Below are 12708 nucleotides of genomic sequence, written 5' to 3'. Positions count from 1 at the left end.
TTAGATTTCTTTACTTTTTTGATCCGGGATAACAACTTCTTCTTCAAATGACATCAATATTGGGTACTTTAAGTACGCTTGATCATAAAATGGACTTTGCTCATATAACCAGTTTAATCTCGCATCAGCGTCGCTTGCGAACGATTTATCTTTAAGCTTTTCATCAAACTTAAGCGCTAGCTTTGGATTGTCCTTTAGCATTTGGCGTGCAAACGGAATTAGTGCATAGTTTTCCATGTACTCAGTACGCTGAAAAATAGTATTAAATTCCCCCCATGCAAAAAACGAATCTGGTGCTTCAGGGTGCAATAAATGCACAGCAAGCTCACCTGCTTTTTGTTGAGTATTGACTTGATACCAACCATCTAAATCTACATTTATAGCAGGGACATAATCAAAACTTGCTGACACTCTAAAACGGCCTTCAAATGGCGCTTTATCAAACGTGTAGTCTGCCACCTTTGCTACTTTTAAAGGCTGTGTGTTTGCCCCTTCAAGTTTATTAATAGAGACACCATGTAACTTTAGTTTCTTAATAATATTGCGATATACAGGCGGAATAAAAAAAGCTTTAGGTACTTCAACTGTATGTTGTACATCTTTTTGCCAATAAATAGGTAAGTCGGTATATGTATGTGCTTTACCCAAATACTTCACTTCATTTTGGCCTGAGAGCGCATTCATGCTTGATGAATACTCAATACCTTTAAACTGCGCAATCGTATCAGCTTGCTTGGAATAGCCACGCTTTACTATTAACTGTTTAGGAACAAATTCCTGTTCTTTTTTTACTGCATTAGCTAATTCATGACTGTGCTTTGATAGCGCAGTAATAGCACCATCTAAAAATACGTAAGTTCCTAATACACGTTGCTTGTAAGGCTTCAATGAATGATTTTCAACTAAAATAGTCGGTAATGACTTTAAATCACCCCAACCATTTGAAAAGCGCGGCGTAGCAACCCACCCCGCTAATCCTTTTTTAAAGTCGCGCTTGTCCATAACAAAAACAAGTGGCCCTGGCATGTGTCCTTGCTTAGCTAGCGTATCGTCAATCAGAGGCTTAAAAAACTGGTTTAGTGCATCAGATACCGCAGGCGACTCGCTTGAAAATACCGGATTGTAGCCATAAGTCACATCGTATTGGTAATCTGCGCCATCGGTTACGTGTACATCAATGTATAAATTTGGGTTGTAGTCGTTAATAACCTTTAAAACACTTCTAACTTCTGGGGTATCTAATTTAGTAAAATCACGATTTAAATTAAGGTTATTAGCATTTGTTCTAAAGCCCATTTTTGTAGGGCCCCGTTGATTGATGCGATTGAATGCACTACTACGTTCGTGTCCATCTACATTTAAAATAGGAATAAATAATATATTTACCTTTTTTAAAATGTCACGGCGCTTACCCGTCGCTATATCTCTAAGCAACATAAACATGGCATCTTTACCGTCTATTTCACCAGAATGTATTCCTGCCTGGATAAAAATAGTTGGCTTAGTGCTATTAGCCATTTGCCTTGCTTCAAAAAAACCTTGTTCACTGGCAATCAACATTTTTATTGCACGCTTGCTATTACTATAGCCAATGGTTTGAGATTGAAACTGAGTAGGGTTTGCAGCAACTAATCTATCTACAAATGCCATTGTATTTGCATAATCGGGCGACGCTTCACCTTCTGACAACTCAAAATCAGTAGTTAACGGCCCTTGTTTTTGTAAAAGCTCTACGCTTTTCCCCTGCCACTCAATTAATGGAGGTAAGTGTGCGTCATACGCCACACTTGCAGATAAAACTAGTAAACTTACAAACATAAAATTCTCTAACAAACGCCTTAATTATATAAATTATATCAACTAAATTTTTTATAATGAGGAAACTGCGGTGATTCAACAAAAAAATGCAGCCAATTACATGTCACTCATTCACACCTGTCTTTTAAGGCTATATAACGTTATTAATGTACAGTAATTCATTACATTACTATTTATACCAACTCGTAAAAATACTTAATCAATTTAAAGGATTACATCTGACGCTAACAGCGCCAAAAATGTCTGATATACGTCTGCATGGATCCAGGAGAGTGAGTAATGATGGAGCAATTGCCAAGAACAACTAAATAGTGAATTTCGCCCTGCTCTAACGTATCTTTTTATCGATAAATAGAGCTAATATAAGCAGATGGGTATTAATTTGAAAAAGCCGATTTAGCTCAGCTATAAAAAAGTGTAAGTTATTAAATTACAGGCACAAAAAAAGGAGCCATAGGCTCCTTTTTAATACTTATATGAAAAAGCTTAAGCGGCTAGGCCTTCTTTTGCTTTTTCTACAAGCGCTGCGAATGCAACTTGGTCATAAACAGCGATATCTGCAAGGATCTTACGATCGATTTCTACAGATGTCTTTTTAAGACCATTGATAAAACGGCTGTAAGACAGACCATTTTGACGTGAAGCAGCATTGATACGTGCAATCCATAATTGACGGAAAGTACGTTTCTTCGCACGACGGTCACGGTAAGCGTATTGACCCGCTTTAGTAACAGCCTGGAAAGCTACGCGGTAAACACGTGAACGTGCTCCGTAGTAACCTTTTGCTTGTTTTAAAACTTTTTTGTGACGTGCACGTGCGACAACGCCGCGTTTAACTCTTGCCATTTCTAAAAACCCCTATTAAGCGAACGGTAACATACGTGAAACTAGACCATGGTCATTTTTATGAACCATCATCTTAGGACGTAGGTGTAACTTACGCTTAGAAGTTTTCTTAGTCAGAATATGACGAAGATGCGCTTGTTTACGCTTGAAACCGCCAGAAGCAGTCTTTTTGAAACGCTTAGCAGCGCCACTGTGACTTTTTAGCTTATAAGCCATTGCAATAACTCCAAATTGTATTGCTTTTAAATTAGTAAGCAGGCGTGAGATATATTTCTATAGCTCCACTTTTAGGCCTAACTTACTGCCATGTTCCGGTGAAGACCCAGCATAAATGCCGCAATCTTACTTTAATACCGGTTAACTCAGGTGAATATTCGCATATTACTTGCAGACCTGAGCTAATTTCGGTGCGTATTATCGCTTAAAAATTATTTTTTAGCAACAGGCGCCATCATCATAACCATTTGGCGACCTTCAACACGATTTGGGAAAGACTCAACTACTGCAAGTTCTTCTAAATCGGCTTTGATACGGTTTAATAATTCTATACCAATTTCTTGGTGAGCCATTTCACGACCACGGAAGCGGATAGTAATCTTAGCTTTATCGCCAGCTTCTAAGAACTTACGTAAGTTGCGAAGCTTAACCTGATAATCACCTTCATCCGTACCAGGACGGAATTTGATTTCTTTTATCTGGATTTGCTTTTGCTTCTTCTTCTGCTCTTTTAGTTCTTTGCTTTTTTCAAAGATGAACTTACCGTAATCCATGATTCTACAAACAGGCGGCTCAGCGTTTGGACTGATCTCAACAAGATCAACACCCGCTGCATCGGCCATAGTTTGCGCGTCTTGTAATGACTGAATTCCAGCTTGTTCGCCTTCAATGTCAATTAAACGAACTTCTTGCGCTGTAATTTCTTCGTTAATACGATTTTTTTGAGCTGTTTGTTGCCCTTTCTTGCCGCCTCTAATAGTACGTTCCTCCAAGAATATCAATAATATAAGCGTGTAATTGGCTGTTTGTTAATGCCTTACACGCTCGATTTTTACTGTCGATTTTTAATTTCTTCGCTAATTTTAGCTACAAAATCATCGACATTAAATTTGCCTAGGTCTTCACCTGTGCGAGTACGCACTGCTACTTCTTGTTGTTCAACTTCTTTATCGCCAACAACAAGCAAGTATGGAATACGCTTCAGTGTATGCTCACGGATTTTAAAGCCAATCTTCTCATTTCTCAAGTCAGCAGCGGCTCTAATTCCAAGTTTATTTAATTTTTGTACAACTTCTTTAACATAAGGAGCCTGTTTATCGGTAATATTCATAATTACCACTTGCTTTGGCGCAAGCCACGTCGGGAATAAACCAGCGTACTCTTCAGTTAAAATGCCAATAAAGCGTTCAATAGAACCTAAAATAGCACGATGTATCATTACAGGTGTACGGCGTTCGTTATTTTCTGCTACATAAGTAGCGCCTAAACGACCCGGTAATGCAAAGTCTAATTGCACTGTACCACACTGCCACGCTCTGTCTAAACAATCGTATAAAGTAAATTCAATCTTCGGACCATAAAACGCGCCTTCACCCGGAAGATAATCAAATTCAATATCGTTTAGCTTAAGTGCTTCGGCTAAAGCAAGCTCTGCTTTATCCCACATATGGTCTTCACCAATGCGTTGTTCTGGGCGAGTAGATAGCTTAACTACAATCTTCTCAAATCCGAATGTTTCATATGTATCATAAACCATCTTAATACACGCTGAAACTTCGTCCATTATCTGCTCTTCGGTACAGAAAATGTGAGCATCATCTTGTGTAAAGCCACGTACACGCATTAAACCGTGTAGTGCACCTGATGGTTCATTACGATGACAACAACCAAATTCAGCCATACGAAGTGGTAAATCACGGTACGATTTTAAACCCTGGTTAAAGATCTGCACGTGTCCTGGGCAGTTCATTGGTTTAATCGCGTATTCACGCTTTTCAGACTCAGTGGTAAACATTGCTTCTGAATATTTTTCCCAGTGACCTGATTTTTCCCAAAGTGAACGGTCCATCATCATTGGACCTTTTACTTCTTCGTACTCATATTCGCGTAACTTTTCACGTACAAATTCTTCAAGCTCGCGGTAAATGCTCCAACCATCGTTGTGCCAAAATACCATGCCTGGCGCTTCTTCTTGCCAATGCCATAAATCAAGCGCTTTACCAATACGGCGGTGATCGCGTTTTTCAGCTTCTTCAAGGCGTTTTAAATACGCTTTAAGTTGCTTTTTATCGCCCCACGCTGTGCCGTAAATGCGTTGTAGCATTTTGTTTTCTGAATCACCACGCCAATATGCACCCGCAACTTTCATTATTTTGAAGTTTTGGCAAAATTTCATGTTGGGAACGTGAGGTCCACGACACATGTCTACATATTCTTCGTGATGATATAACCCTGGGCGGTCATCTTTAGCGATGTTTTCGTCCAGAATTTCTATTTTGTATGTTTCGCCACGCGCTTCAAATGTATCGCGTGCTTCTTGCCAGCTTACTGTTTTTTTCACTACGTCGTAGTTGGTTTTTGCAAGTTGCAACATACGCTTTTCAATTGCTTCAAGATCATCTTGTGATAATGAATGTTCCATATCGATATCGTAGTAAAAACCGTTATCAATGGTAGGACCAATTGCCATTTTTGCGTCTGGGAAAAGTTGCTTAACTGCATGACCAATTAAGTGAGCACAAGAGTGACGAATGATTTCAAGGCCGTCATCGTCTTTAGCGGTAATGATCTCAAGGCGAGAGTCTTCACAAATTTTATCACATGCATCAACACGGTCGCCATTAACACGACCCGCAATGGTCGCTTTAGCTAAACCAGGGCCAATATCGTTTGCAACATCAAGCGTGCTTACAGGGTTTTCAAAACTACGTTGACTTCCGTCTGGAAGAGTAATAACTGGCATTATAAATCCTTGCTACAGTGGTGACACCTACAATGTATCACGTGTATTTTTAATAAATTAAATGAGAATGACTCGACAACGCTTTTACGAATAAGCATTGACTAATAAATGTAGATGCAGAGTCTATTCAACTACAAAGATATATTGTCGCGTGCTGCGCATTTAATTACAAGTTTTAAGGGGTGAAATCCACCCGTTTTGAGCACAAAATGTAACTTTTATAGCAAAAAAAATCATTTCATTAAAATATAAAAGCATCAACGCACTAATTACGCCCCTACAACTATACCTACACTCGCATTTTAATGTGTGTTGCGTATAATACTGCGTAATTAAGTTATTTTAGAGAATAGACATGAGAACATGTGGTGTAGAAATTACCGGTAGTGATGTACTACTTTGTATTTTAAGTAAAGATAATGACGTATTTGATATTCGCGATGTGCGCCAAACACGCTTTACCTTAGGTAACGGTAACGACACTGAAGTAATGCGTAAATTTCAATTCGATTTTGCAAAACTAATGCAAGATTACCAAATTGATTCTGTTGCAATTCGTGAGCGTCAGCCTAAAGGTAAATTTGCTGGTAGTGCAAAAGGCTTTAAAATGGAAACTGCAATTCAATTAATCGACAACTTAGATGTACGTTTATTTACTACAACTGAAGTTAAAGAGCAGTTAAAACGCAACCCCATCCCTATTGATTTTGAAGAAACAGGCCTTAAAAAGTACCAAGAAAATGCTTTTGTAAACGCTTACGTTTACATCATGAAAAAAACATACCGAAGCGACGAAATGTAAACTCATTACTCGTTTAAAAACGCGTACTTACATTGTAAGACGCGTTTTTTTGTGTCTAAAAAGTAGTATTAGCTTTTATTAATCTAATAATACATTAGTCTAACTGCACTTCTCTTTGTCGACAATATGTGTTTATTTTAACTTTGTAGTTTACATAACTCACACACATTTTCATGGAGAGAGCAATGCACACACACACTACCCCGGTAAAAGAAGTAGAGCAAATAAATCACTTACCGTTATCGCAAAGCTATTTTAAAGGTATACAAAGCACACCTTTAACAAATTCGACTATCGGGGAGTACTTTGACTTTATTGTCGACAAAAATCCAGAGGCGTTAGCTGTTGTAGTTCATCACCAAGGTATTCGCTTAACGTATAAAGAATTTCAAAAAGAAGTTAATCAACTTGCTATGGGGTTGCTGGCACTTGGCGTGAAACCAGGCGAGCGTGTTGGTATTTGGTCTCCTAATAATATTGAGTGGTGCTTAACCCAATTTGCAACGGCAAAAATTGGTGCAATAATGGTTTGTATCAACCCTGCGTATCGCCCTAACGAATTACAATATGCCTTAAATAGTGTTGAATGCTCTACTCTAATCACAGCATCAAACTTTAAAGGCAGTGATTATTTAGAAATGCTCAATGGTTTGGCTCCAGAACTTGCAACTTGCGATAAAGACACACTTAATTTAAAAGCACTGCCCACTCTTAAAAATATAATCCGCATTGGCGATGAAGCATCTCCTGGTATGTACTCTTTTAATGATGTTATTAACTTGCCAACATCAGCACATGAGCTTGAATTAAAAGCAATAGGTGCAAACTTAAATGCTGAGCAAGACATCAATATACAATTTACATCAGGCACAACAGGCAACCCAAAAGGCGCAACGCTCACTCATAAAAACATTTTAAATAATGCGCTATTCGTCGCCGAATCTATGCACTTTACGAGCGATGACAAGTTATGTATCCCTATCCCGTTATATCATTGCTTTGCAATGGTATTGGGTAGCTTATTGTGTGTTAGTAAAGGTGCAGCAGCCATTTACCCAGGTGATTCGTTCGACGCAAAAACCACACTAGATGTAGTTCAACAAGAAGGATGTACAGCGCTGCACGGTGTACCTACTATGTTTATTAGTGAGCTTGAGCTAAGTAATTTTAACGATTATGACTTAAGTACTTTACGCACGGGTGTAATGGCAGGCTCTACATGCCCAGAGCAAGTAATGCGCAAAGTACAAACACAAATGAACATGCATCAAGTACTGATTGCTTACGGGCAAACGGAGTGCAGCCCCATAAACAACATTACCGAAACAGACTCTTCAATAGAGCGGCAAGTAACAACGGTTGGCCGCGCACTTGCCCATACCGAGGTTAAAATAATTGACGAGCTGGGTAACATTCAAAAAATTGGTCAACCTGGCGAAGTGTGTAGTAAAGGTGCAGGCATAATGCGCTGCTATTGGAATGACGATGTTAAAACAAAAGCCACAATAGATGAAAGTGGTTGGCTACACTCTGGCGATTTAGGTGTCATGGATACAGAAGGGTTTGTCACTATTGTTGGCCGCATTAAAGATATGATTATTCGCGGCGGCGAAAACATTTACCCTCGAGAAATAGAAGAAGTGCTTTACACCTACCCGGGCATTCAAGATGCTGCCATATTTGGTATAACAGATGAAAGGTATGGCGAGGAAGTGTGCGCTTGGATCCAACCAAAAGAAGACGCTGTGCTTGATGAGCAAGCAATTCGTGAGTTTTTAAAAGACAAACTAGCCTATTTTAAAATGCCACGACATATCCGTTTTGTAGAAAACTACCCAATGACAGTAACAGGTAAACTGCAAAAATTTAAAATGCGTGAGCAAATGCAAGAAGAGCTAAGCGACAAAGCCTTCTCCTAATTTTTCTCTACAAAAAATCTGAACTCTGAATAATAAATCTACCTCAAGTAACGATTAAAAAGCACAGCCAATTGGCTGTGCTTTTTGTATACTAAATTTATTATAAATCTAACATTCTCTTTTTTAAACGTTCTAAATCAATCGCACTCGAGCGCACTGTTAATTTAATGTGGCTGTATTCATATTCTTCTTTAACAACACTCATACTCGATCGGATTTCGCCCACGATACCTTTGGCTGTGTACGGTATAACAATCTCTTCTTCAATCATGTCCTCTTGAGCAATGCCAATAATGTATTTGTGCAATTTACTAATATCATCTGGATTACGCGTAGAGGTCATCATCGCATCAGGAAATTCATCCATTAGCGACTGCTGCTGCTCAGTACTTAATTGGTCTGACTTATTCAGTACTAATAATTTTTTGCTGCCTTCCACCCCAACTTCTGCCAGTACTTTATGTACGACTTCAAGTTGTGAGCGAAAAGAAGGATCTGAAGCATCTACAACATACAACAATAACGACGCATCATGTGCCTCAGCGAGCGTTGAATGAAATGAAGCCACCAAATCATGAGGTAATTTTTTAATAAAACCAACCGTATCTGAAACCAATATACGTGGCTGCGTAATCGGATACAGCGCGCGAACAGTCGTATCTAGCGTTGCAAAGAGTTTATTTTCGCCTTCTACATCACTACCTGTAATTGCGCGCATCATTGATGACTTGCCCGCATTGGTATAACCAATTAAAGCCACTGAGAATAGCTCAGAGCGTTGCGTACGTCTGTCCATCATTACATCTTGAACACTAACAAGCTCACGCTTTAATTCTGCTAATTGATCGCGCACCTTACGGCGATTTAGCTCAAGTGTGGTTTCACCCGCACCTTTACCCATTTGGCGTTCTTTATCACCTGTTGATGTTTCACGCAGCCGTGGCGCTACATAATTAAGGCGAGCAATTTCAACTTGTAATTTTGCAGTTTTAGTACGCGCATGACGGCTAAATATTTCAATGATAATACCGGTGCGATCAAATACTTCTACACCCAGCTGGTTCTCAACATTACGTAGTTGAGAAGGCGTTAAATCACAGTCAAATACCACTACATCAGCACATGCAAAATCAAGTTCGTCTGATGGAATTTCTGAGGATATTTCGGTTAAAGGGTCTTCATCAAGTAAATCATCTTCTTGCTCGTTTTCAACCATCCCTTTATTGCCGGTAAGGTGTGCTATTTCAGCTAGTTTTCCTGAGCCCAGTACATTAACTTTTTGGGTAGAACTTTGCTTTTGCGATTGTGTACCTACTACTTTAAAGCCTAACGTAGTTACCAAACGAGCAAGCTCTGCTAGCGACTCTGTTGCTTCGTCACCTTTAAATTGTGGTGTACTAATAGAAATAAGTAACGCATTAGGAAGTGATGGTTTTGCAGTTAGTTGCATAATTTTTTGTCTTAATGCACCTAAAGTGCAAACCTAATTTTCATTCGAAAGTAACTTGATCCTACGCTGTTATAGCCCAGCTTTATAGGGTTATAGTTCACTAATGGCGTTAATATTTAAAACTAACCATAATATACTCAATTTTATGGCTAGTTTTAAAATCACATTATATTAAGCCTTATTGTTCAGCTTTAATATTAAACGACACCCTGCTCAATCATTGCATCTGCAACGCGCCTAAAGCCTGCAATGTTAGCGCCTAATAAAAGGTTTCCAGGCTCACCAAATTCTGTAGCGGTATCGTTGGCGGTAACAAATATATTTTTCATAATTTGTTTTAGCTTTTCATCAACTTCTTCAAAGGTCCAACTTTGCATACTCGCATTTTGTGCCATTTCTAATTGGCTTGTTGCAACGCCGCCGGCATTGGCCGCTTTACCTGGTCCATACGCAATTTTTGCAGCAATAAAGCAATCAATAGCCTCTTTTGTTGAAGGCATGTTTGCGCCTTCACTTACTAATAAACAACCGCCGGATAATAATGCGTTAGCGTCTGCCTGTGTTAATTCATTTTGTGTGGCGCACGGAAAAGCAGCGGCAGCATTAAAGCGCCAAACAGCGTGCCCATCTTTAGGGTAGTCATTTACAGGAATATAAATAGCATCGGGGTGAGTTTGTTTATATACGCTCAAGCAATCACGCGATTGCTCTTTCAAACATTTAATAAGATTTAAATCTATACCTGATTCATGATACACAGTGCCACGAGAGTCGCTGCAACTTACTGGTGTTGCCCCCATTTGATAAAGCTTTTCCATGGCATAAATAGCAACATTACCTGCGCCCGAGACCAAGCAGCGCTTACCTTGTAGGCTATCGCCGCGCGCTTGCAGCATGTAGTCAGCAAAATAAACAGCGCCGTATCCCGTGGCTTCTTTTCGTACAAGCGATCCACCCCACAATAAGCTTTTACCTGTTAAAACACCTTCATAGCGCCCAGTCAAACGCTTATATTGACCAAACAAGTAACCTATTTCTCTTGCCCCTACTCCAATGTCTCCAGCGGGTACGTCGGTTGTAGGGCCAATATGGCGATAGAGCTCGCTCATAAATGATTGGCAAAAACGCATTATTTCAGCATCTGAGCGCCCTTTAGGATCAAAGTTTGCCCCGCCTTTACCACCACCGATCGGTAAACCTGTTAAAGCATTTTTAAATATTTGCTCAAACCCTAAAAATTTAATTATGCTGGCATTCACACTTGGGTGAAAACGTAAGCCACCTTTATAGGGGCCAAGTGCAGAGTTAAACTCAATTCTGTAGCCTTTATTTACCTGAATATTGCCTTCGTCATCAACCCAGGGAACTCTAAACATAATTTGGCGTTCGGGCTCAACTAAGCGTTGTATAATGGCATTTTTTTTGTATTTTTCTGAGTTTTCTAAGATAGGTTCGAGTGATTCAAGTACTTCTTCAACAGCTTGATAAAACTCGCATTGTGCAGGACTACTATTTTTTAATTGTGCGATTGTGCTATGGATATAATTCATAATTATTCTTCCGTGTTAATAATAAAAGTATTTATCAGATGTTAAAGTAAACGTGATCAAGTTTATGATTCATGCTTTAAAGTCTTAATTTAATATAATTAACTATTACCTTAGCATGAAAAATTGAGATGTTTAACGCGAGCTACGTGAATTATTTTTGATTAGAAGTTTGATTTTTATTTATTAAAGATGAATTTAAATTCACAGATTTAAAATTTAAACAGTGCCAAGTGAGTTTTTATATTTTCAAAAGGGAATTTTAGAAGTATTAGGTTAGGTGTGGGTTTGTTTAAAAATATAACAATTAATGGGTTTTATACTGCATTGCGCTCGCAAAAAACCCACTAACTAAAAGCTAATTAGCTAATTAGCTAAAACCAGTTACTCAGCAGACTCTTCTGGACGGTGCTGCTTTTGTACGCCGGTTAAAAACAAACGTAATATTTGATCGTTACAAACACGGTAATGTTTGTTATCTACTTTACGAGAAAATGCGCTTAACTCATGTTTACTTAAATCAAAATCAACAAGTGCAAGTGTTTCTATAACATCTTCTGCTTTCATATTTAAAGCAATACGTAGCTTCATAAAGATAATATTGTTGTTTAGCTTTTTCTCTGGCTCTGGTTGCTCACCTTCGCGTTTGCCACGTTGGGTATTAATAAACCCATTTAAAAAGCTAGCAAACTCAGTATCACTTATTGGGGTAAAAGCCTCTTCACCTTCTTTAGTTAACCATGCAATTACTTGCTCTTTGGTGACCTTATGCTCTGCTGATGCAAAAACATTGACCATAGCAGTATCAGTTAAGTTAAAAGTGTAGCGAATGCGGCGTAAAATATCGTTATTAGTCAAAGTAAATCCCAAAGTGAGGTATAGCAACTAAGCAGTTATTGCTTAATTTTAAATAAGCGCCTAGTTTAACAGGTTTCGTTATAGTGCCCTATTGTTTATTACTGTTAACGCTAAGGATAAACAAACCTTAGTGCTAATAAAGGAAATACCAAAATAATAGAACCAAATAACCAAATTATCATTGCTACAAAGTAGCGTTTTTTAGAATTAGCCCTAAAGGCGCGTTTTACATTATTGATATAATTGCTACCGCTTCCTAAATAAAGCCCATTCAAAATTGCAATCCCTAACAATAAAACAATGCCAATTAAGCACACTATCACACGAGACACACTTGTTATGGTGTCCATTAAATGCGGGAAAAACACCCCAGCTAGCATAATACAATTTAATAATAAAATAAGCGAAAAGGCAAAAACGCCATCTGCGCCACTTGCTGACTTTGAACGTTTTTTTAGCCATTGCACATAAACAAAGTACATTGCACTGTAACTGGCTCGCATGTTAAA

General features: G+C 38.6%; 11 protein-coding genes. 2 read left to right on the top strand and 9 right to left on the bottom strand.

Annotated elements, in window-relative coordinates; translation table 11 throughout:
* From CXF76_RS14725 to thrS, 5 genes are all read right to left on the bottom strand, one after another.
* Complete coding sequence (locus CXF76_RS14725) at positions 1-1818, bottom strand: M14 family metallopeptidase (protein ID WP_101164046.1); 1818 nt, start codon at positions 1816-1818, stop codon at positions 1-3.
* 486 nt (positions 1819-2304) lie between these two features.
* Entirely contained in the window at positions 2305-2664 is a 360-nt protein-coding gene (gene rplT, locus CXF76_RS14720) for a 50S ribosomal protein L20 (protein ID WP_002960711.1), read from the bottom strand.
* Between the two features lie 15 nt (positions 2665-2679).
* Positions 2680-2880 (bottom strand): 50S ribosomal protein L35, encoded by a 201-nt coding sequence (rpmI, locus tag CXF76_RS14715; RefSeq protein WP_002960713.1) that lies wholly within the window; start codon positions 2878-2880, stop codon positions 2680-2682.
* A gap of 212 nt (positions 2881-3092) precedes the next feature.
* Positions 3093-3653 (bottom strand): translation initiation factor IF-3, encoded by a 561-nt coding sequence (infC, locus tag CXF76_RS14710; RefSeq protein WP_002960714.1) that lies wholly within the window; start codon positions 3651-3653, stop codon positions 3093-3095.
* A 59-nt stretch (positions 3654-3712) separates the two neighbouring features.
* On the bottom strand, positions 3713-5623 hold the full coding sequence (gene thrS / locus CXF76_RS14705) for a threonine--tRNA ligase (RefSeq protein ID WP_101164045.1): 1911 nt from the start codon (positions 5621-5623) through the stop codon (positions 3713-3715).
* 355 nt (positions 5624-5978) lie between these two features.
* Here thrS and CXF76_RS14700 point away from each other — a divergent pair, with 355 nt between their 5' ends.
* Both CXF76_RS14700 and CXF76_RS14695 read left to right on the top strand, forming a co-directional pair.
* Entirely contained in the window at positions 5979-6425 is a 447-nt protein-coding gene (locus CXF76_RS14700; RefSeq protein ID WP_002960715.1) for a DUF3010 family protein, read from the top strand.
* 185 nt (positions 6426-6610) lie between these two features.
* Positions 6611-8344, top strand: a complete 1734-nt coding sequence (locus tag CXF76_RS14695) for an AMP-binding protein (RefSeq protein ID WP_101164044.1) — start codon at positions 6611-6613, stop codon at positions 8342-8344.
* 100 nt (positions 8345-8444) lie between these two features.
* Here CXF76_RS14695 and hflX read toward each other — a convergent pair whose 3' ends face one another.
* From hflX to CXF76_RS14675, 4 genes are all read right to left on the bottom strand, one after another.
* On the bottom strand, positions 8445-9794 hold the full coding sequence (gene hflX, locus CXF76_RS14690) for a GTPase HflX (protein ID WP_024592374.1): 1350 nt from the start codon (positions 9792-9794) through the stop codon (positions 8445-8447).
* 197 nt (positions 9795-9991) lie between these two features.
* Positions 9992-11344: an NADP-specific glutamate dehydrogenase gene (gene gdhA / locus CXF76_RS14685; protein ID WP_101164043.1), complete on the bottom strand. Its 1353-nt coding sequence runs from the start codon at positions 11342-11344 to the stop codon at positions 9992-9994.
* A gap of 381 nt (positions 11345-11725) precedes the next feature.
* Positions 11726-12199, bottom strand: coding sequence for a DUF1456 family protein (locus CXF76_RS14680; RefSeq protein WP_101164042.1), 474 nt, complete (start codon positions 12197-12199; stop codon positions 11726-11728).
* 110 nt (positions 12200-12309) lie between these two features.
* Positions 12310-12702, bottom strand: coding sequence for a hypothetical protein (locus tag CXF76_RS14675; protein ID WP_101164041.1), 393 nt, complete (start codon positions 12700-12702; stop codon positions 12310-12312).
* Positions 12703-12708 lie beyond the last annotated feature (6 nt).

The organism is Pseudoalteromonas sp. 78C3 (assembly GCF_002836695.1).
In the GTDB taxonomy this organism is placed as follows: Bacteria; Pseudomonadota; Gammaproteobacteria; order Enterobacterales; family Alteromonadaceae; genus Pseudoalteromonas; species Pseudoalteromonas arctica.
Note: the sequence above shows the minus strand (reverse complement) of the source record. Positions and strands in the feature narration are given on the sequence as shown.